Source organism: Nonomuraea rubra, assembly GCF_014207985.1.
GTDB classification, from domain to species: domain Bacteria; phylum Actinomycetota; class Actinomycetes; order Streptosporangiales; family Streptosporangiaceae; genus Nonomuraea; species Nonomuraea rubra.
The window spans coordinates 10,160,950-10,181,257 of the sequence record NZ_JACHMI010000001.1; the positions used below are offsets into that span (position 1 = coordinate 10,160,950).

At 71.5% G+C, this 20,308-nt stretch carries 20 protein-coding genes; 9 read left to right on the forward strand and 11 right to left on the reverse strand.

The window, feature by feature from the left end; all coding sequences use genetic code 11:
• Window positions 1–69: 69 nt before the first annotated feature.
• Window positions 70–1,344 carry a YcaO-like family protein gene (locus tag HD593_RS46225; RefSeq protein ID WP_185109254.1) on the reverse strand — a complete coding sequence of 425 codons (1,275 nt, stop codon included), beginning with the start codon at window positions 1,342–1,344 and terminating at the stop codon, window positions 70–72.
• Window positions 1,331–1,453, reverse strand: coding sequence for a hypothetical protein (locus HD593_RS63995; protein WP_281402509.1), 123 nt, complete (start codon window positions 1,451–1,453; stop codon window positions 1,331–1,333). The genes HD593_RS46225 and HD593_RS63995 overlap by 14 nt, the downstream gene beginning before the upstream one ends.
• Window positions 1,454–1,705: 252 nt before the next feature.
• Here HD593_RS63995 and HD593_RS46230 point away from each other — a divergent pair, with 252 nt between their 5' ends.
• Window positions 1,706–3,685, forward strand: a complete 1,980-nt coding sequence (locus tag HD593_RS46230) for a trypsin-like serine peptidase (RefSeq protein WP_185109255.1) — start codon at window positions 1,706–1,708, stop codon at window positions 3,683–3,685.
• A gap of 12 nt (window positions 3,686–3,697) precedes the next feature.
• On the opposite strand, the gene HD593_RS46235 is transcribed toward HD593_RS46230, so the two are convergent.
• Both HD593_RS46235 and HD593_RS60730 read right to left on the reverse strand, forming a co-directional pair.
• Window positions 3,698–6,613, reverse strand: a complete 2,916-nt coding sequence (locus tag HD593_RS46235) for a peroxidase family protein (RefSeq protein WP_221525319.1) — start codon at window positions 6,611–6,613, stop codon at window positions 3,698–3,700.
• A gap of 149 nt (window positions 6,614–6,762) precedes the next feature.
• Window positions 6,763–7,320, reverse strand: coding sequence for a LysR substrate-binding domain-containing protein (locus HD593_RS60730; RefSeq protein WP_221525320.1), 558 nt, complete (start codon window positions 7,318–7,320; stop codon window positions 6,763–6,765).
• A 13-nt stretch (window positions 7,321–7,333) separates the two neighbouring features.
• Here HD593_RS60730 and HD593_RS60735 point away from each other — a divergent pair, with 13 nt between their 5' ends.
• Entirely contained in the window at window positions 7,334–8,011 is a 678-nt protein-coding gene (locus HD593_RS60735; RefSeq protein ID WP_312904215.1) for an aldo/keto reductase, read from the forward strand.
• A gap of 96 nt (window positions 8,012–8,107) precedes the next feature.
• Here the strand turns inward: HD593_RS60735 and HD593_RS46245 are convergent, their stop codons facing one another.
• The 4 genes from HD593_RS46245 to HD593_RS46260 form a co-directional block, all read right to left on the reverse strand.
• Entirely contained in the window at window positions 8,108–8,710 is a 603-nt protein-coding gene (locus HD593_RS46245; protein ID WP_185109257.1) for a GNAT family N-acetyltransferase, read from the reverse strand.
• Window positions 8,711–8,913: 203 nt separating this feature from the next.
• Complete coding sequence (locus HD593_RS46250; protein WP_080042121.1) at window positions 8,914–9,651, reverse strand: GntR family transcriptional regulator; 738 nt, start codon at window positions 9,649–9,651, stop codon at window positions 8,914–8,916.
• Window positions 9,652–10,472: 821 nt separating this feature from the next.
• Window positions 10,473–10,907, reverse strand: coding sequence for a Zn-ribbon domain-containing OB-fold protein (locus HD593_RS46255; protein ID WP_185109259.1), 435 nt, complete (start codon window positions 10,905–10,907; stop codon window positions 10,473–10,475).
• Window positions 10,907–12,070 (reverse strand): thiolase C-terminal domain-containing protein, encoded by a 1,164-nt coding sequence (locus HD593_RS46260; protein WP_185109260.1) that lies wholly within the window; start codon window positions 12,068–12,070, stop codon window positions 10,907–10,909. The genes HD593_RS46255 and HD593_RS46260 overlap by 1 nt, the downstream gene beginning before the upstream one ends.
• A gap of 140 nt (window positions 12,071–12,210) precedes the next feature.
• Here HD593_RS46260 and HD593_RS46265 point away from each other — a divergent pair, with 140 nt between their 5' ends.
• From HD593_RS46265 to HD593_RS46295, 7 genes are all read left to right on the forward strand, one after another.
• On the forward strand, window positions 12,211–12,825 hold the full coding sequence (locus HD593_RS46265; protein ID WP_185109261.1) for a flavin reductase family protein: 615 nt from the start codon (window positions 12,211–12,213) through the stop codon (window positions 12,823–12,825).
• Complete coding sequence (locus tag HD593_RS46270; RefSeq protein WP_185109262.1) at window positions 12,812–13,939, forward strand: acyl-CoA dehydrogenase family protein; 1,128 nt, start codon at window positions 12,812–12,814, stop codon at window positions 13,937–13,939. The genes HD593_RS46265 and HD593_RS46270 overlap by 14 nt, the downstream gene beginning before the upstream one ends.
• Before the next feature lie 93 nt (window positions 13,940–14,032).
• The gene (locus HD593_RS46275) at window positions 14,033–14,806 is read left to right on the forward strand and encodes an SDR family oxidoreductase (protein ID WP_185109263.1); all 774 of its coding nucleotides are present in this window, start codon (window positions 14,033–14,035) and stop codon (window positions 14,804–14,806) included.
• A gap of 32 nt (window positions 14,807–14,838) precedes the next feature.
• Window positions 14,839–15,168: a PadR family transcriptional regulator gene (locus HD593_RS46280; RefSeq protein WP_246547086.1), complete on the forward strand. Its 330-nt coding sequence runs from the start codon at window positions 14,839–14,841 to the stop codon at window positions 15,166–15,168.
• A gap of 62 nt (window positions 15,169–15,230) precedes the next feature.
• Window positions 15,231–16,331, forward strand: a complete 1,101-nt coding sequence (locus HD593_RS46285) for a L,D-transpeptidase (RefSeq protein ID WP_185109264.1) — start codon at window positions 15,231–15,233, stop codon at window positions 16,329–16,331.
• 63 nt (window positions 16,332–16,394) lie between these two features.
• Window positions 16,395–17,690 (forward strand): DUF2252 domain-containing protein, encoded by a 1,296-nt coding sequence (locus HD593_RS46290; protein WP_185109265.1) that lies wholly within the window; start codon window positions 16,395–16,397, stop codon window positions 17,688–17,690.
• A 75-nt stretch (window positions 17,691–17,765) separates the two neighbouring features.
• Complete coding sequence (locus tag HD593_RS46295) at window positions 17,766–18,512, forward strand: SDR family oxidoreductase (protein ID WP_185109266.1); 747 nt, start codon at window positions 17,766–17,768, stop codon at window positions 18,510–18,512.
• Between the two features lie 53 nt (window positions 18,513–18,565).
• On the opposite strand, the gene HD593_RS46300 is transcribed toward HD593_RS46295, so the two are convergent.
• The 3 genes from HD593_RS46300 to HD593_RS46310 form a co-directional block, all read right to left on the reverse strand.
• A complete protein-coding gene (locus tag HD593_RS46300) occupies window positions 18,566–19,360 on the reverse strand; it encodes an ATP-grasp domain-containing protein (RefSeq protein WP_221525321.1) in 795 nt (264 codons plus the stop codon).
• 151 nt (window positions 19,361–19,511) lie between these two features.
• Entirely contained in the window at window positions 19,512–19,769 is a 258-nt protein-coding gene (locus HD593_RS46305; RefSeq protein ID WP_185109268.1) for a hypothetical protein, read from the reverse strand.
• 41 nt (window positions 19,770–19,810) lie between these two features.
• The gene (locus HD593_RS46310) at window positions 19,811–20,098 is read right to left on the reverse strand and encodes a hypothetical protein (RefSeq protein ID WP_185109269.1); all 288 of its coding nucleotides are present in this window, start codon (window positions 20,096–20,098) and stop codon (window positions 19,811–19,813) included.
• Window positions 20,099–20,308 lie beyond the last annotated feature (210 nt).

A 20,308-nucleotide genomic window follows, 5' to 3' on the forward strand; every position in this document is an offset into this window, starting at 1 on the left:
CACGCCCGCGGCAAAACCGGGCCAGGCCGTCCGGTGGAATGCCAATCATGCGGCAGCGATCCGGAAATTTCACCTCACGGAGGAAAAGCCCTTCGCGGCCTCCGCGCCCCTGCGCCCGGGAACGACGAGATTGCCGTCCGTGACGAGCATGAACCTCTCCAGGCCCGGAACCACCACGTGCACGGCTACCACGCCACCCGGCAGGGCGCGCACCGTCCGGGCGTAGGCCGTGAAGCCCCGCGCCGCCAGTGCCGCCGACACGATCCGCACCTGCGCGCCGGGCGTTCCGGCCTCGGGCGCGGCGGCAGGGAAGGGCACCACCCGCGCCCGTGCCAGGACTCCGGTGAGCTCGAACCGCCCGCAGGCGGCCAGGGCGGGGTGCGCGTCCAGCGCGGCCGGATCGCGGCGGGTACCCCCGTCCAGCTCCTCGCCCAGGGTGGTCTGGACGAGTTCGGTGAGGGCACGCCAGGCGGCGTGCGCCGGGCTCAGCGAGGTACCCGTGCCGCGCCGGTGCGGATGGCGGGAGGTGGGCGCCGTGTACGCCAGCATGGTGGGCACCCCGAGGTCGCTGGTGATGTCCAGCAGGTGCACCGGGGATCCGGTCAGCTCCCCGGCCACCGCGTACGCCCGGGCGGCGTCGCGCGGCAGCGTCCCCGGGTCGATGAGCGTGGGACGGAACCGGCGCCTGCCGAGAAAGGCCCGTACGAGCAGCAGGGACAGGGCATCGCGCTCGATCGCCTCGTTGAGCGCGTGCAGCAGCGCCTCGGCGGCGGTGACGCCGACGGCCGAGCCGCTGTTGCAGCTGTAACGCATGAGGTGGGCGTAGTCGCTGTCGTCGCCGGCCCGCTCGCGCAGCGGCGCGGCCCCGGCCTCCAGATACCAGGGCGCGGACAGGAACAGCGGCACGAGCACGCCGTCCCCGCCGGCGAGGGCGCGGTATCGCCGGCAGGCCATCCGGCGTCCGGGCATGGAGGCCAGCAGCGGCGCGCAGGCGTCCGCGCGCAGCGGCCCCGCGGCGATCGCGACGGGGGCGGCCGGCTCCACGGTGCCCGGGTCGAATCCGGCGGGTCCCGTCAGGTGATGCTCGATGGCCTCGAAGAGCGCGCCCAGCCGGGCCTCGTCGGGGTCGCCCTTGCCCATCCCGCACGCGACCGGCGCCGGGCCCGCCCGGCTCACGAGCCCGCACCACCAGGCGGCCGGATCACGCCCCCCGCCCACGTCGGCGAGCTCGGCCCGCAGGCCCAGCGCGGCGAGTGCCGCCACCGAGCGCCGTCCGGCCTCGGCGAGCGGCACCTCCCGCTCCAGCGGGCAGCGCGCGGGACGGGCGGTCCTACTCCTCGCCATCCCCGGCCGCCGCCGTCAGCTCCTCCAGCCGGTCGAGCTCGGCCTCGGTGAGGTGCTGGCCCCGCCTGTCCAGGGACGCGACCGATACGTAGTCGACGACGTTACCCATGAGGCTCCCCTTTCTCCTCGCTTCTCACGGTAGCCAGAACGCGCCAGAAGACCAGAAAAGAACAAATAAGCCACCTCAATGACATTTTTAATGACCTGACTTGACTTCCGGCGATGGAGAAGCCCGGGCACCGGAGCCCGAAAGATGGGTCAACAAGCGGTCAATTACCTGCTGGACACCTGGACGGTCACGTGACCCGACGCACACATTCAAAGTGAGATGCCTGCTTTTATACGGGAGCGGCGGACTATTATGGATATATCCACGGAAGTCAGCGAAAGCAGGACGCAGCAGACCAGAGCCGCGGCCGAACGGTACCGCTGGAGCGGTTCCGAACGCGACGAGGCCTGGCGCAGGCGCGAGCAGGGCGAGGCGTTCCCCGACTCCCCCGACATGCTGGCCGCCCGCACCGCCCGCCTCATCCAGCGCAGCGGGCTCCCGGTCGAGGCCGCGCTGGAGGCCACCAGGCCCGACGCCCTCGACCAGCCCCAGATGTACGAGCGCATCCTCGGAGTGGCCAAGGACCTGCAGTCGTGGAGCTTCCTGCCCCGCGGGGCGCGGGCCGCGCGGACGGTCGCCCGCATCTCCGTCGCCGAGAACGGCCGCGAGCTCCCGATCGGCACCGGCTTCCTGGTCTCCCCCAGGCTGCTGCTCACCAACCACCACGTGCTGCCCGACGTCACGGTGGCCGGCTCGGTCATCGTGGAGTTCGACGCCCAGGTCACCGTGGACAACGTCCCCGAGCTCTCCCGGCGGTTCGTCCTGGACCCCGGCACGTTCTTCGTCGCCGACGCCGCCCTCGACTTCGCCCTCGTGCTCGTGAGCCCCGGCGCCGACGGCCACCAGGCCGGGGAGACGTTCGGCTGGAACCGGCTCAGTGTCCAGACGGGCAAGCTCGTCATCGGCGAGCCGGTCAACATCATCGGTCATCCCAGCGGCCGGTTGAAGGAGATCTCCATCCGCGAGAACCGGCTGGAGGCGCGCCTGGACGACTTCCTCCACTACGAGACCGACACCGAGCCGGGAAACTCCGGCTCGCCGGTGTTCAACGACCAGTGGGAGGTCACGGCGCTCCACCACAGCGGCGTCCCCAGAACGGACGACCAGGGGCGTATCCTGCGCCGCGACGGGCAGCCCTGGCGGGAGGGGGACGGCGACGACGCCGTCGACTGGGTCTCCAACGAGGGCGTGCGGATCAGCGTCATCCTCAAGCACCTGGCCGCCCTGCCCCTCGACGAGGCCCGGCGGGCGTACCTGACGGAGATGGGGCCCGAGTCCGGCCTCGCGGCCGTGACCATCCCGCCGCCCGCCTCTCCGGTGGACGGGCCCGTCATGGAAAGGGGCGTGCTCCCCGCCGGCCTGCCCGCCGCCCCCGGCGCGTTCGGCGGGTCCACGCACCTGGTCTACCTGCACGGCCGCGGCCAGGAGGAACAGGCTCCCGAACGGCTGCGCCGGTACTGGACCGCCGGCCTGAACGGCGGGCTCACCCGGGCGGGGCTGGCCACGATCACCCCGGACGACGCGTGGTTCCCCTTCTACGCCAGGCGACTCCTGCCGCTGGAGGCCGTGGCGCCGGGCCCGGGCTCCACGGGGCGCCTGTACGAGCAGCTGGTCGTCGAGGCGGCGGGCCGGACCGGCATGCCGGGGGCACGGCCCGGGAGCATGGAAGGGCTGGGCGACTCCGTCCGCCGCGCCCTGAACTGGCTCGCCGACACCACCGACCTGGACCGGCTGCTCATCGCCGCGATCTTCGCCGACGTGGCCGCCTACCTCGACGACCCGCAGGTCCGCGAGACCGTACTGGACTGCGTGCTGGAGGATTTGCCGCGCGCCGGCCGGCTGGTGCTGGTCGCCCACAGCCTCGGCACGGTGGTGGCCATGGACCTGCTCACCCGGCTCGGCCCGGCGGTGGAGGTCGAGTTGCTGGTCACCGCCGGAAGCCCGCTCGGGCTCGACGGCGTGCACCGGCGCCTGCTCCTCGGCGGGCCGCACCGGCCCGGCCGGGTGGCGCGCTGGTTCAACGCCTGGTGCCCCCTGGACCCGGTGGCCATCGGCTGCCCGCTGGGCGGCCACTGGACCGGCGGCCCGGACGAGGTCGCCGTCGCCAACCCGGTGGGCAAGGCCCACGACATCGAGGAGTACCTCGCCCACCCCGAGGTGGCCCAGCCGATCGGGGCCGCGCTGGACCCGGCGGCCCTGGCGGCGGCGTGGAACGGAGGCGCGCGCCCGTGATCGGCTCGCCTCTCAGCCGTCCCCGATGCCGGTGTTCGCCTCCGGCCTGGCCGGGCGCCAGGGCGCGAAGGCGCTCGCGGTCCGGGGCAGGACGGCCGCCAGCTCGGGGCAGTGCCGCAGGACGACGCTCGTCATGCCGTTGCGGGCGACCCAGTCCATCCCCAGCGGGGTGTAGATCTCGGGCCTGAAGTCGACGGTGAGGAACCTGTCGCTCTGCAGCCGCCTGCTGGCCATGAGGATGAAGATCCGGAACGCCGTGTCGCTGAAGCCGAAGCGCTCGGGCGGGTTCTCGGCGAAGAGCCCGACCATCGTGTCGATGTCGTCGACCGAGCGGTAGACGTCCCGCAGCCGGGCCAGGCTGTCCGGGTCGGTGGTGAGGTCCTCGAAGCGCCGCAGGCGCGGCTGGTGCAGGCCGGCGCGGAAGTCGTTGTAGCGCGGCACGGCACGCCGGCGCGTGCGGACCAGGTCGACCACGGACAGGTCGATGATCTCGCCCTCGCGCTCGAACGCCTGCAGCGCGCGCGGGAAGTTGCGCAGCGTGATGGCCCCGGGATGGGCGATGCCGAGCGAGTAGAGCGAGTTCGCCAGGCCCGTCCGGCGCATGACCGGCTCGGTGGCGGCGCCCTGCACGTCGGTGAAGCCGAGGGTCTCCAGGTGCCGCCCGCTCCGGTGGTCGGCGAGCTGGTAGTCGTCCGGGATCAGCGGGTGCATGCGGTAGACGGTGACGAAGTCCTCGGTGAGCGAGTACAGCGTGCCGTGATGGTCGGGCAGGGTCCGCGGGATGCCGGTGAGCGCGTGCGCGTCGGCCAGCCACAGCCCGAGCTGGGTCAGCCAGTTCTTCGGCGGCCCCTGCCAGTTGGCCGTCAGCCCGATGTCGATCAGCTCGGTGGCGAGGATGGCGGGGGTCCACTCCACGGTGTGGATCTTGGCGATGAGCGCGGAGACGACGAGCCTGGCCGTGTGGTAGACCGACTCCTCGTCCATGCTCGGGTACTCCGCCCGCAGGGCCCGGCACACGGCGTTGTGCTCGCGGGCGAAGAGCGTGTGCATGACGCTGAGCCCGAGCCACCAGTTGTTGCGGAACCCGGTGATCGGGATGCCGTCCGGTCCCGGCACCAGGTGGCCGTCCTCCAGGCGCAGCGACGCGCCGCCGTCCGGCTCGCGCAGGGATCGGGCGACGGTCTCGTCGCCGCCGTAGACCTCCGAGCCGTCCCACCAGTGGGAGGCCGCGTTGGCGGACAGGATCGGCGGGCCCGTGCCGCCGGCCGGGCGCAGGTCGTCGTTCTCGGCGAAGCGCATCACGCCCTCGGGCGCGCCGCCGGGGGTGTTGGTCCAGGTCATGCCGTACGGGAGCGGCACCTCGACGCTCGCCGCCCCGGGCGGGCAGCGCCTGTGGTCCACCCAGTCGTGCACCTGGAACTGGATCCAGGCGGCGGCGATCACGTTCAGCGACCGTGCCGGGATGAAGCTGTCGCGGTGGAGCAGTTCCCTGCTGACGACCACCGGGTTCGGCTCGTCGAACAGGTCCGGCCGGTAGACGGGCCGGAGGTTGCGGCCGAAGGGCGAGCCGAGCGCGCCCATGGCGGGGTCGGACAGGTCGTTGTAGGTGCCGTCGTAGGTGCGCCTGACGAGCAGGGCCTCGTCCAGGGGCGGGGGCACCGGGTGGGGCTGGGGCGGGGCCTGCCGTACCTCGGTGTCGATCAGGTTGTCGCGGCGCAGCACCTGCCGGATGGTGGCCACGTTGAGCAGGCCGATCCAGGTGGGCAGCCTGTGCCAGGGGACGTACCGGTTGAGCACGCCGAACACGCCGCGCAGCAGGGCGGCGACGGCGAGGTTGCGTCTCGGCGTGGGGGTGAGGAAGCGGCGGCCGAGGCGGTGGGCGCTGCCGGCCTCGTAGGCGGCCTTGCGCGCCCGGTTCAGGTTGCCGAGGGGGCGGAAGGCGTCGGTGGTGTTCCACGGGTCGAAGGCGAGCCGGTCGATGCGGGTCTCGGCGGCGCGGGCGTCCGCGGTGCCGAGGTCCTGGCGCGGGATCGTCAGCGTGGCCACCGGGATGACCGGCACGTCCGCGTCCGGCCAGTCGGCGGCGCCGTCCTCGATGGGTGTGAGCCGGGCGTCCTCGTAGCGCTGCACGCACAGCTCGAAGGCGAGGTCCTGCCTGGACAGGCGGGCGGCGAGCTCGTGCGACAGGTGGTCGGCGTCCTCTCGCGGCGGAGGGGGCGCCGCCGGGGTCCCCGGGGCCGGCCGGAGCCGGTAGCGGACCGGGCCGGCCTCGCCCCAGAGGATGGCGCCCTGGCTCCAGTACGTCTCCAGGGCGAGGCTGCGTACCTCGCGCCGGGTTCCGGCGAGCACGGTGCGCCGGATGCGGGCGGCGGTGGACGGGCCGAGTGCCCACGGCAGCTTGACGTACAGCGCGACGGCCTTGCGCAACGGGGTGGCCGCGCCGGCCATGACCTGCGCGAGCACCACGAACTCGCGGGCGTTCCTCGCGGGGGAGACGGGATGGTTGGTCAGGAGGAGGTCGTGGGTCTCCTCCGGTCCTGCCTGGATCCGCAGGGCCGCGCCCCGCAGGTCGGGGGCCGAGTCGGGCCGGTGGGCGCCGCTCGCGTTCGACAGGCGGACGATGACCGGGTATTCGGCGCCGGGCTGGGCGAATCCGGTCCGCAGGTCCTCCGGCAGTGAGGGGAGGAACGTGAGCCTGGCGTTCTCGACGCCGAGGACCGTCTTCGCGTGGAAGGTCCGGTCGATCCCGGCGGCGCCGGTGCGTTCCCTGGTCTTCAGCTGGACGCGCATGAGGTCGCGGGCGAGCCGTTCCAGGATCACCCGTTCCCGCTCGGGGGAGCCCCCGGCGTAACGCTCGTACTGGTCGGTCGTGGAGGGCTCGCGCATCACCGGAGGCTCAGCGACAACGCGCTCCTGCTGCTTGGCCATGTGAACTCCCCCGAGAGTGCGGCCGCGGGATCTTTGTCCGGCATTCCCCTGGCCAGGGCGGACAATGCGCCCCTTTCCCCAGCGCTGCCCATTCTTGGGAGAACGGCCATCTTCCCCATGAGATGACCGCCGTGTCCGGGATCGTCCGGCTATCGCGGGGAGAGCCGGCCGCTGGTGAGGTCGCGGGCGACCCGGGCGAGCGCGCGGATCCGGGCGTTCTCCTGGGACGTGCGCCAGACGAGCCCGAGCGGGATGGGCGGCAGGTCGTGAATCGGCACGAGCACCACCTGATCGTTCCCGAAGTGCCGCATCTGCACCGTCGGATGCACCACCTTGCCCCGGGCGATGAGGCTGGCCGCCTCGGCCACGGTCCTGACCGGCTCCGGGTGTGTCCGCAGGACGCGCCCTGACGGGGTGCGCACCGGCAGGATCGCCTGCCGGAGCCGGTCGTCCAGGCCGCCCACCGCCCAGTTGGGCACCAGGTGGTCGGCGAGCGCCTCGACAGACACGCTGCGTTCGCGGGCCAGCGGATGGCCGGCGGCCACGGCCAGTGCCCGGGGCCGGCGGGTGATCCTCGGGCCGATCGTGAAGCCCGGTGAGCCCACGACCAGCCAGTGCGCCAGCACGTCGATCTCGCCGGACCGCAGCGGCTCGTGCGCGTCGAGCACCGCCACCTCCCGCAGCGACAGGACACAGTCAGGGCACACCCGTTCGAACGCGGTGACGAGCCGATCGAGCGCCGGCCCGCACGTCGTGGCCCTGCACATCTGGGACGGGCGCACGCCGGTCGAGGAGGTGCTGCGGGCGATGGACGACCTGGTGCGCGCAGGGAAGGTGCTGTATGTCGGCATCTCCGACATCCCCGCGTGGCAGGTGTCGCGCATGCAGGAGATCGCCCGGCTTCGGGGCTGGTCACCGCTGGTCGCCCTGCAGATCCCGTACAGCCTGGTCGAGCGGACCGTGGAGCGCGAGCTCATCCCCATGACCGAGGCCATGGGACTGGCGGTCCTGCCCTGGTCGCCCCTGGCGGGCGGGGTGCTCACCGGCAAGTACGGCCGCTCGGACCTGGAGACCGATGGCGGCATGGGCGCTCGCAAGGCGGTCGCGGCGGGCAACGGGTTCCTCACCGAACGGGCGCTGAAGATCGCAGCGGTGGTGCAGGAGCTCGCCGCCGAAGCCGGCACCACGCCGTCTCGCGTCGCGCTGGCCTGGACGCTGCTCAACCCCGCCGTCGTCTCCTCCCTGGTGGGCGCCAGGACGCTCGCCCAGCTCAAGGACAATCTGGGCGCCCTGGAGATCGAGCTCGACACCGGGCAGCGGGCGAGGCTGGACGAGGTCAGCGCCGTCGATCCGGGCTTCCCGCACGACATCCTGGGCCGCCTGGCCGCGTCGCGGTAGGCGGCGAGTCCGGACGGACCGGGGCGACCGGCCCGCCGTTCCGGCGCCCATGGGGCGAGGCCCGGCTCCATCGGGCCGGGCCTCACCATGAACGGGTTACGCGCTGATCAGCTCGGCGACCGTGAGGTCACGGAAGACCGTGGTCTGCACGTCCTCCGACGGGCGCTGGAAGAGCGCGCCCGACGATCGGTGCGGCAGGTCCACCGTGCGTACGTGACGGAAGCCGCGATCGCGGTAGTAGCCCTGCAGCCGCGGGTTGGCCTTGGCGCAGTCGAGGCGGACCCAGGGCAGGCCCGCCGAGAAGGCCGAGGCGCAGGCCCAGTCGAGCAGGGCGTCCCCGAGGCCGGAGCCCGACCAGGGGCGGGCGACGGCCAGCTTGTGGATGTAGAGCGCGGCCCCCGGGTCGTCGGCGAGAGTCCAGAACTCGGGGTCCGCGTGGTCGTCGATGGCGATGGTGGCCACCGGCGGGGCCGATTCGTCGGGGTCGAGGTATCTGAGCTCGTCGTCCAGGAGGAAGAGCACGCGCTCCTCGATCAGCGGCTCGATGCGCTCGGGGCCGAACCCTCCACGGGGCCATTGCCGCACTCCCTGCGTGTACAGCCACTCGGCGGTGTCGGCGAGCAGCGTGAGGACGCCGGGAAGGTCCGCGGGTTCCGCTCTGCGGAGTGAGAGCGGGTGAAGGAGGGTGTTTGTGTGCATAGTAGTACCCTTCGTTGCGTTGGGTGTCCGCGCCTGCGCATAGCGTGATGACGCAATGTCGCATAGGGGCGAAATGGGGCCTCAACCCGATATATATGGATAAATGGCGATTTAGGGGAGTATGCACGACTCCCCCAGGCCAGCGAGGCGGCTATTTCTCGCTGCGCCCGGCCGGCGGGATCACCCCTTCACCCACGAGCTCGTCAGCGGCGATCGAGCTCGTATCTGATCAGATGTTTGTCGGCTGGCAAAACCGACACGGCGACACGCACTGGCATGTCCGCCCCGTCGTACCCCACTCGGACGTACACCATGACTGGTGTACCGAGCTCCAGTTGGAGGCGTTCGGCCTCCTCCTGGTTGGGCATGCGCGCCCAGATGTCGTCCACGACGCGCACCTGCGCATGGCCCAGCTCTTCCAGCACCCGGTTCGCCCCTCGCGCGATGTCTCCAGGCCTGGCGATCTCGGAGTCCGCGACCAGGTCGCGGGGGAAGTAGGAATCGTTGGTGTTGTACGGCTGCCCGTCCACGAAACGCAGACGGCGTCTCACCACCGCCAATTCCCCATCGGCCAGCTCCAGCCTGCTGGCGATCTCCTCGACGGGAGACACCGTCAGCACCTCGATGTACTGGCTGGGTGCGCGGCCTTCCTGCCCGACGGCGTAGGCGAACGCCTCGCGCAGTTCCCCGCTGGGTTGCGGCTCCAGCTCCCGCTGCGGATAGATCAGCAGCGGTCTGCGGTCCCTGACCACGGTGCCGCGCCGCGGCGTGCGCGTTACCAGACCCTCGTTGACGAGTTCGCCGAGGGCCAGCCTCACCGTGTTCCTGCTCACCCCATGGTCTTCCATGAGCTGCGCCTCGGTCGGCAGCTGTGCCCCGGGGCCGAGGACACCCGAGTAGATGGCTCGTCGCAACTCCGAAGCCACCTGCTGATACAGCACCGACCTTGCCACTTTCACCCCTTTTGTTCCAACAATTTAGACGATCTGGTTCTAGCAGGCCACAACCCCTTGACCGAACCGCCTCCACCGGCCCATCATCCATTCGTTGGTACAAATCCATCTAAAGGCCGGTGAGGGGGTGAAGGCCAGTGTTGCCGGTCCGCACGGGTACGCCATACCTGCCCTGGCATGACCCTCGCGAAGCAACACGTTTACTGCGTTACGCGTTGACTCGCCAGCGGTTCACCCACACCTACCAGAGCATTGGCGACGGCATGCCCGAGCCATCGGTGCTGACTGAGCTGACCGTGTGGTGCGACGACGGATCCTTAGTCGGGAACAAGGAGGGTGGCGCCCCCGTCACGCATCGCGTTGATGACCCGGTTGGTGCAGCTCAACGCATCGCCGCACGTCGCCGGCGACAGGGACCTTCGCGCTCCCCCATCGACTCCGTGTGCGAGTCAACGGTCTAGGACTCCATCCCTCGCCGGAGTCCTGGCGCCGTCGCACGCGGGGCAGGAAGCGCGTCCTGGCGGGTCCCCCACGCCCGCCAGGACGCGCTTTCCTCCGAGGACCGGCCATCGCCTTCAGCCTCCATCTCCCGATGGGGGCTTCTTCTTTGCCCGCGGGCGGGCCGCGCGACCTCCGGGTCGCGCCCGCCGCCGATTCCGTACCGCTCACGTCTGCCACCAAGTCCGGGTCGTCCTCCTCGACGACACCTGATGCCACAATCATCGACCCTCGGAGCCCGACCTGGGGGCTGCTTCGTGATGGTGGGACTGGTGGGATTTACCGGTACGAATCGAATTTCCCGGACGAGGTCAGTCGGCGGGAGAATTTTCACCGGACCGGATGGCGATGCAACTTTCCGGCATCCAGTCGAGCACGATCAACTCCTCGTCCACCTGCGTGAACACCCCGCGGACCCGCTCCCCCGCCTCCGGCGGACGCTCCGCGCGCCAGTTCCCATACACCAGACCGCCCGGAACGGCCTTCAAACGAACCATTACCACTAGGTATGGATCGCGGAGCCCCGGAACGAAGGGCTGACGGCTGACGATCCAACTCTCAACCTCTCCCTCCGGCGCCACCTCCCGCCACCGCCACCCCTCCGTACGGCAGGCCGCGCAGAACGCCCGCGGCGGGAACCGGAGAGTGCCGCAGGCGTCACACTCCTGCACCGCGAACTCCCGCCTGGCGACCCGCTCCCACCACGCGCGCGAGTCACGGTCGGGCTCGGGACGGTAGCCGGGCATCACGCCCTCCTCAGGATCAGCGCGGACGTGGCGGGCAGGACGTAGCCGGGCTGCGCCGTGGAGAGCGCCACCTCGGCGCCCGGCACCTGGCGGTCCCCGGCCTCGCCTCTGAGCTGGGAGACCGCCTCGGCGATGTGGTTGATCCCGTGGACGTACCCCTCCGACAGGAAACCCCCGTGCGTGTTGACCGGGAGCGCGCCGTCCAGCGCGGTGGCCCCGGAGGCCACGTACGGGCCGCCCTCGCCCTTGGGGCAGAAGCCGTAGTCCTCGAGCTGCACGATCACCGAGTAGGTGAAGCAGTCGTACAGCTCGGCCACGTCGACGTCCCCCGGCCCGAGTCCCGCCTGGGCGTACAGGCGGGGGGCCAGGGCGGCGGCGGCCGTCACCGTGGGGTCGTCGCAGGACAGGTGCGAGGTGCCGCCGCCCCACGCCGCGGCCGAGACGAGGACCGGGGGGCGGCGCAGCGAGCGGGCACGCTCGGCGGTGGTGACGACCACGGCGCAGGCCCCGTCCGTCTCCAGGCAGCAGTCCAGGAGGCGGAACGGCTCGGCGATCCACCGGCTGGCCAGGTAGTCGTCCAGGGTGATGGGGGTGCGCATGAGGGCGCGCGGGTTCTTGGCGGCGTTGGCCCGCTGGGTGACGGCCAGGGCGCCGAGGTGCTCGGCCCTGGTGCCGTAGCGCAGCATGTGGGCGCGGGCGTACATGGCGAACTGCTGGGCCGGTGCCACGTACCCGTAGGGGGCCTGGTACTGCACTTCGAAACTCGCGGGCAGGCCCCGCCCGGTGCCGCCCATGCGGAACTCCGAGCGCGCGTTGATGGCCCGGTAGCAGACGACGGTCTCGGCCAGGCCGGCGGCCACGGCGAGCGCGGCCTGCCCGACGACCGCGTGGGAGACGCTGCCGCCGCCGAACTGGTCGAGGTGCCAGGACAGGTCCGCCAGCCCCAGGGCGGGGCCGACCAGGGTGGGCGGGGCCGAGTCGCCGACCCGGTGGGTGGCCAGGCCGTCCACGTCGTCAGGCGCCAGGCCGGCGTCCTCCAGCGCGGCGAGCACGGCACGGCAGGCCAGCGTCAGGGTGCTGACGCCGGAGTCCTTGGTGAAGGGCGTGTAGCCGACCCCGGCGATGGCGGTGTGATCCGAGAATTCAAGCAAGCGCTTGGGCACACCCGTCACGGTAGGCAGGCTCCTTCCAGCCTGTCAACGCAGGTGAGGGAGTGCGACTTGACACCCCTTCCGGGTTGCCCCTAGCGTCCAAGCAAGCGCTTGGTAAGATGACTTCTGTCGGCGCACCGAGGAGGCGGACCATGAGCACACACGCTGCCCGGCTCATCACGCCGGACGGCTGTCGCAGCCTTCCGGCGCCCCACCAGCGCAGCAGGATTCGCAACGGAGCCGCCATGCCGACGGGGCACTCGCACCACAGCCAGAACGGCCAGCTCGACAGCCGCCGTTTCCGGCAGGTGCTCGGCAGGTTCGCCACCGGCGTGGTGGCGATCACGGCCGTCGACCCCATGGACGGGCAGCCGTGCGGCCTGGCCGCCAACTCCTTCACCTCCGTCTCGCTCGACCCGCCCCTCGTGGCGTTCTGCGTCGCCTACACCAGCACGAGCTGGCCGCGGCTGCGCGGTGCGAAGGCGCTCACCGTGAACGTGCTGGCCGAGCACCAGCAGGCCGTGTGCGCGCAGCTCGCGACCAAGGGCGGCGACAAGTTCGCCGGCCTCACCTGGACGGTCTCCCCCGGCGGCAACCCGGTGCTCGAAGGCGCGCTGGCCTGGCTCGACTGCGCCGTCGAGGCCGAGCACCCGGCGGGCGACCACGTGATCGTGGTGGCCAGGGTGCTGCAGCTCGACACCCACGCGGAGGGCGGCCCGCTGGTGTTCTTCCGCGGGGGCTACGGGGGGTTCGTTGAGCCTTCGTGAGGAGGCGCGGGCCTGGCTGGAGGAGAGCCTCGGCGGCGAGTTCGCCGGCGCCAGGGGCCTGGGCGGCCCCGGGCGCGAGCACGAGGGCTTCGAGCCGAGGCGGGCGTGGGAGCGCCACCTCGGCAAGCACGGCTGGACCTGCCTGGGCTGGCCGCGGCGCTACGGCGGCCGCGCCGCCTCCATCGCCGACCAGGTCGCCTTCCACGAGGAGTACGCCAGGGCCGGCGCCCCCGCCCGCCTGGGCCTCATCGGCGAGGGCCTCATCGGCCCGACCATCCTGGAGTACGGCACCGACGCCCAGAAGGAGCGCTTCCTGCCGCCCATCCAGCGGGGCGAGGAGCTGTGGTGCCAGGGCTACTCCGAGCCCGAGGCCGGCTCCGACCTGGCGAACGTCCAGACCAGGGCCAGGCTCGACGGCGGCGACTGGGTGATCACCGGCCAGAAGGTGTGGACGTCGCTCGCGCAGTGGGCCGACTGGTGCTTCGTGTTGTGCCGGACCGAGGAGGGCTCGCGGCGGCACCACGGGCTGTCGTACCTGCTGGTCCCCATGCGGCAGCCGGGAGTCGAGGTCAGGCCGATCGTGCAGCTCACCGGGACCTCGGAGTTCAACGAGGTGTTCTTCGACGGCGCGCGTACCGCGGCGGGCAACCTTCTCGGCGCCCCCGGCGAGGGGTGGCGGGTCGCCATGGCCACGCTCGGGTACGAGCGTGGCGTGTCCACGCTCGGGCAGCAGATCGGGTTCGGGCGGGAGCTCGCCGAGGTCGTCGAGACGGCCAGGCGGACCGGCGCGATCGACGACCCGGTGCTCCGCGACCGGCTCGTCCGCTCGTGGCTGGAGCTGCGGATCATGCGGCTGAACGCGCTGCGCATGCTCCGCCCCGAGGCCGGGCCCGAGGTGTCGATCGCCAAGCTGTACTGGTCGGAGTGGCACCGCAGGCTGGGCGAGCTGGCGCAGGCCGTCCAGGGCAGGGCCGGGCTGGTCGCGGGCGCGGACGGTGAGCTCGGCGAGCTGCAGCGGCTCTACCTGTTCAGCCGGGCCGACACCATCTACGCCGGCTCCAGCGAGATCCAGCGCAACCTCATCGCCGAACGCACCCTGGGCCTGCCCCGCTGACCCCGCCGCCCTTGGCCGACGTCTGGCGGAACCCCGCCAGCCCCCGCCGACCTCCTGCGGACCCTTGCCGACCCTCGCAGATCGGAGTCGCCGATGCCACCGCCGTACCCGAAGGCCCACGGGCTGCTCGACGGAAAGGTCACGCTGGTCACGGCCGCGGCGGGGGCGGGCATCGGCTACGCCACGGCCAGGCGCTGCGCCGAGGAGGGCGCCACGGTCGTCCTGTCGGACCGGCACGAGCGCCGCCTGGCCGCCGCCGCCGAGTCGCTGGCGGAGCTCACCGGCGTCAAACCGCTCGCCGTCCCGTGCGACGTGACGTCGCAGGCACAGGTGACGGCGCTGTTCGACGCGGTGGTGGACGCGCACGGCCGGCTGGACGTGCTCGTCAACAATGCCGGCCTCGGCGGTACGGCGCCGCTGGCCGAGATGACGGACGAGCAGTGGCACGCCGTCATCGACGTCACCCTGAACGGCACCATGCGCTGCACCAGGGCGGCGCTGCGGCACATGATCCCCCAGGGCCGCGGCGTCATCGTGAACAACGCCTCCGTGGTCGGCTGGCGGGCCCAGCGCGGGCAGGCGCACTACGCGGCGGCCAAGGCCGGGGTGATGGCGCTGACCAGGTGCGTGGCGCTGGAGGTGGCCGAGCACGGGATCCGGGTCAACGCGGTGGCGCCGTCGCTGGCCGTGCATCCGTTCCTGGCGAAGGTGACCAGCGAGGAGCTGCTGGCGGAGCTGGCGGCCAAGGAGGCGTTCGGGCGGTCGGCCGAGCCGTGGGAGGTGGCGAACGTGATCGTCTTCCTGGCCGGCGACTACTCCTCGTACATGACCGGCGAGGTGGTGTCGGTTTCCTCCCAGCACCCCTGACGATATCTTGTGGGACAGGATATCGTGGGCTCATGAATATGACGGAGCCCATGTTCCTGGCGCTGACCGCGCTGGTGGACGAGCCCCGGCACGGCTACGGGATCGTCCAGGAGGTCGATCGGCTGTCGGCGGGGCGCGTCCAGCTCAAGATCGGCACCCTCTACGGCGTGCTCGACCGGCTCTCCGCCGCCGGCCTGGTGGCGCTCGACCGGGAGGAGGCCCAGCAGGGGCGCCTGCGGCGCTACTACCGGCTGACCGACGAGGGCGCTGCCGCCCTGCGGGACGAGGCCGCCAGGATGGCCGCCACCGCCGAGACCGCCACCGCCCGCCTCCGCGCCAGAACAGCGGGAGGCGCCGCGTGAGCCTGCCAGTGAACGGCGAAGAAGGCCGTGCGAGTCTGCCGGCGAACGGCGAAGAGGGCCGCATGAGCGCGCCGGCGGCCGGCGCGGGGAGCCGCTTGAGCCCGGCGACGGCCGGCGAAGAGGGCCGCACGAGCCTGCGGGTGAGCGGCGCGGGGAGCCGTGTGAGCCTGCTCGAACGGCGGTATCGCGCCGTGCTGCGCCTGCTGCCCGCCTCCTACCGCGCCGAGCGCGAGGAGGAGATGGTGGACGCGTTCATGGAGATGTCCGGCGACGTGTCCGACGAGCTGAACCCGCGACCGGCGTGGGGCGAGATCGCCAGCGTGCTGGCGCTCGCGGTGCGGTTGCGGTTCGGCGGCACGGGCGCCGACCCCCGCCTGTTCGCCTGGGGCGAGAGCGTGCGGCTGCTCGCCCTGCTCGGGCTGGCCTTCCACGCCATGGGCGGCGTCTACACGGGCGTGGAGCTGCTGCGCACGCTGGTCTTCCAGGTGCAGCCCGGCCTGGCGGGCGCGCCAGGCTCCTTCGAGCGGCTGCTGGCCGTCGCCGTCTCGCTCGCGTACCTCTGCTCGACGGTCGCGTTCCTGGCGATCATGCGCGGCCACGTCAGGACGGCCAAGATCACGGCTGTCGTCGGCGCGGCCCCGGCGCTGGCCTACACGCTGATCCCGATGATCCTGGCCGGGCCGGTGATGGACCGGCCGCTGTCGGAGCCGGCGACCCTGGTGTTCACGGCGGTGCCGGTGATCGCGCTGCTGCTGGGCTTCCACGGCGACGCCGCGCCGCGCCGCCGCTCATGGGCGCTGGCCCTGTCGCCCCTGGCCGCGGGCCTGGCGGTGCTGGGCTGCACGTGGCTGCTGGTCGCGCTGCGGCTGCCCGACGCCGACTGGCTCTACCTGTGGCTCGATCTCGGCACGGCGATCCCGGTGTGGGCCGCGGGCGCGGTGGCCGTGCTCACCCGCCGGAGCGCGCCGCCGCAGGCGCTGGCGATGTCGGCCGCCGGGCTGCTCCTGCTGCTGATGCGGCTGACCCTGCTCGGCAACCTCCCCGACGGCCCGGCGTGGCTGACGGTCTGTGCCCAGTGCGCGCTGCTGTGGAGCCTGTCCGTCGCGCTCGCCTGGGTGGGGGCGCGCGGCCTGCCTGCCAGGCGGCCCGCGTTCCAACCCTGACTCGCCCGGGTCAGGGAAAGATCGGGGTAGGCGACAGGGGATCCGGGATCTAGTGTCCGGAACATGGGCACACGCTCCTCTTTCCTGCTCGATGTCCTGATGACGGAGTTCGGCGAGTCGATCAAGCGGGACCCCGCGGCGTTCAGGCGGAAGTTCCGGAAGATGGCGGCCTCGCCGTTCGCCTTCTACCGGGGCAGCGCCTGCCTGTTCTACGCGGACCTGGCGGACACGTACGCCGACGAGTCCTACCTCGACGGCCCGACCAGCAGGGTCTGGATCCACGGCGACCTGCACGCGGAGAACTTCGGCACGTACATGAACGCCTCCGGCGAGCTGGTCTTCAACGTCAACGACTTCGACGAGGCGTACGTGGGCCCGTACACCTGGGACCTCAAGCGGTTCGCGGCGAGCGTGGCCCTGCTCGGGTACGCCAAGGCGCTGTCGGACGACTCGATCAGCGTGCTCGTGACCGACTTCGCCGGCGCGTACCTGGTGGAGCTGGGCGCCGTCGCGGCGGGCGGGGACGACGCGATCGGCTCGCTCACGCTCGGCACCACCAGCGGGGTGCTGCACCGGGTGCTGCAGCGCGCCCGGCTCAGCACGCGCGTGGCGCTGCTGGACGCCGAGACCGTGATCGACGACTACGACCGGCGCTTCGCGCTCATGGAGGGGCGCGAGCCGGTGGACGCGGCGACCAGGACGTCGGTGCTGGACGCGTTCGCCGACTACCTGACCACGCTGCCGGTGACGGTCAGCCCCGTCGAGCACGTGATCAAGGATGTGGCGCTGCGCAAGGGGGTGGGCATCGGGTCGGCAGGGCTGCCGTCGTACAACCTGCTGCTCGAAGGACGCTCGCAGGCGCTGGAGAACGACGTCATCCTCTACATGAAGCAGGCGGCGGTGCCGGCGGTGGCGCGGCACGTCACCGACGAGCGGGTGGCCTCCTACTTCCGGCACCAGGGGCACCGCACGGCGGAGAGCCAGCGGGCGCTGCAGGCCTACGCCGATCCCTGGCTGGGCTACACCGTGCTGGACGGGGTGGGGCAGCTCGTGGCCGAGGTGTCGCCGTACTCCGCCGACCTGGACTGGGACGACGTCAACGAGCCGGACGAGCTGCGCTCGATCATCCAGGACCTGGGGCGGGCGGTGGCGCGCATGCACTCGGTGGCCGACGACGAGTCCAGCCACGATCTCGTGGACTTCTCGACGGAGGAGGCGATCGTGGCGGTGATCGGCGACGACAGGGCCGGTTTCGTCGGGACGCTGGTGGAGTTCGCCCACCGGTACGGCGCGCAGGCCCGCGACGACCACCAGCGGTTCGTGGACCTGTTCCGCAACGGGCGGCTGCCGGGAGTCTGACTCCCCGGCAACCAACCGGCCGGCAGGGGTACGGCTCCTGGCAACCGACCGGTCGGTATGGCATGCTTCCAGAACATGACTCTGTTCTCAGTGGAAGGCAAGACCGTCGTCGTCACCGGCGGGTCGCGGGGTATCGGGCGCATGATCGCCGCCGGGTTCATGGAGGCGGGGGCGACCGTCTACATCTCCGCCCGCAAGGCGGCCGAGGTCGAGAAGACGGCTGCCGAGCTGGGCTGCTTCGCCGTACCCGCCGACCTGTCCACGCCCGAGGGGCTGGAGCGGCTGGTGTCGGCGGTGGACGGGCCCCTGCACGTGCTGGTGAACAACGCGGGCGCCACCTGGGGCGCGCCGCTGGAGGAATATCCCGAGCACGCCTTCGACAAGCTCTGGAACATCAACGTCAAGGGCGTCTTCTACCTGACCCAGCGGTTCCTGCCGCGGCTGAGGCAGGCCGCCACCGCGGACGACCCGGCCCGGGTGATCAACGTGGGCTCGATCGACGGCATCAAGGTGCCCGCCCTGGAGAGCTTCGCCTACTCCTCGACGAAGTCCGCCGTGCACATGCTCACCCGGCACCTGGCCAAGCGCCTGGCCAAGGAGCACATCACGGTCAACGCCATCGCCCCGGGGCCGTTCGACTCGAAGATGATGGCGTTCGCGCTCGACGACCCCGCCACCCGCGAGGTCATCGCCTCCAACGTGCCCCTGGGCCGCATCGGCCGCCCCGAGGACATGGCAGGGGCCGCGATCTACCTGTCGTCGCGGGCGGGGGCGTACCTGACCGGCACGGTCATCCCGGTGGACGGCGGCATCTCCTGCTGATCAGAGCCTGATCAGAGCCCGGCCAGAGCTGGTCAGGGCTGGTCAGAGCCTGGTCAGAGCAGCTCGCGCAGCGCCGTCGCGAAGCGGGCCGCCGCCTGCGGCTCGTAGTTCAGGAAGAGGTACGGCTCGGTCAGCTCCACCTCGATGACCGCCGGCTGCCCGCCGGAAAGCCGGACCAGGTCGATCCTGGCGTAGAGAAGGACATGGGGTATGGCGGTGAGCACCTTCTCGGCGAGTTCGACCTGGTCCGGGGCTGGGGTGCGCAGGCGGGCCCGCGCGTTGTCGGCCTCCGTCGCGCCGGTGGCCAGCATGGCGCTGCGGCGGACGGCGTGGCTGAAGCGGCCGTTGAAGTACAGCAGCGAGGTCTCGCCCTCCGACTCGACCATGTCGAGGTACGGCTGCACCATCGGCGTGCGCCCCGCCGCCTCCAGCTCCGCCGCCAGGCGCGCGGCCTCGGCGCGGTCGCCGGTCCTGGTGGTGTCACGGGCGCCGCCGGACACGGACGGCTTGACGACGTACTCCGGCCAGTCCGGCAGCTCCCGCGACGACCAGTGCGTGGGCACGATCGGCACGCCCAGGTCGCGCAGGTAGGTCTTGTCGGTGTTGGACTCGAGCACGGCGTACGGGTTCAGCAGCCTCGTGACGGCCTGCACGCGGCGAGCCCAGGCGAGGAACTCCTCCCGCCTGAGGATGTAGTCCCAGACGGAACGGACGACCACGGCGTCGTACGCGCTCCAGTCGACGGTCGCGTCGTCCCACCGTTCGGCGCGCCCCTCGATGCCCGCCTCCCGCCAGGCGGCCAGCACCGGCTCGCGCTCGTCGTCCGTATCGAAATCCGCAAAAGTCACATAAGCGCAGATAGTCACGCAGTGATATTAATCTGGCGCGAGCCGGGCCATTTCGGACCCGGCTCGCACGCGATCACGGGCGCGCCGCGCTCAGGCGTCCAGCGGCGCCGCGCGCCCGCCCGATCAGCCGGCCCCGATCAGCCGGCCCCCATCAGTCGTGCACGTCGTCGACGATCACGTCGCTGCCGTTGGTGCCCGTCACGGTGTTGCCGTTGACGTTGTTGATCCCGGTCGCGCCATGGCCGTTGACGTTGGCGTTGAAGACGTTGCCGAAGTTGTTGCCCGACTGCGAGGAGTCGCGGTTGGAGCTGGAGTTACCTGCGTTGGTGTCGGCGTGGGCGGGGGCCGACAGCAGGGTCACGCTCGCCGCCGCGGCGACGATGCCGGTCATGCAGAGCTTCTTCATCATGTCGATGTCCTTTCCGAATGCTGAGCTCGGACGTCAGCCGGTCAGTAGAAGATGTACGTCACCGCGATCCCGCCGTTGGTGGCGGTCGTGGCGAAGCCGTTGACGTTGTTGACGTTGGTCGAGCGACCTTCGCCGTGGTTACCGGCGAGGACGTCACCGAAGTTGTTGCCTGACTGGGACGAATCGCTGTTGCCACTCCGGTTGGCGGACCAGGTGTCACCGGTCAGGGGACCGGCCCAGTCGTCATCAGCGTGAGCGGGAACCGCAAGCAGTGCGCCACCGGCCACCGCCGCCAGCACGGCCGAGACGGCGCACACCTTTCTGATCACTTCTGCTCCTTCGCCAGTGGGAGGAAGCCCCCCAGGACGGCGGCCGCCGGGCCCAGACGCGCCGGCCACCTGTTGGGCGTTCCTTTGACCTCAGGGGATCAAGGTCAGTGCGAGCATATAACTTCTCGTGGTCAATCGGTAGCACTGCGTAGTCAGAACATAGTTCGGACCATACGCTGACAGGGGATGTCAGTGACCTGCCCCTACCTT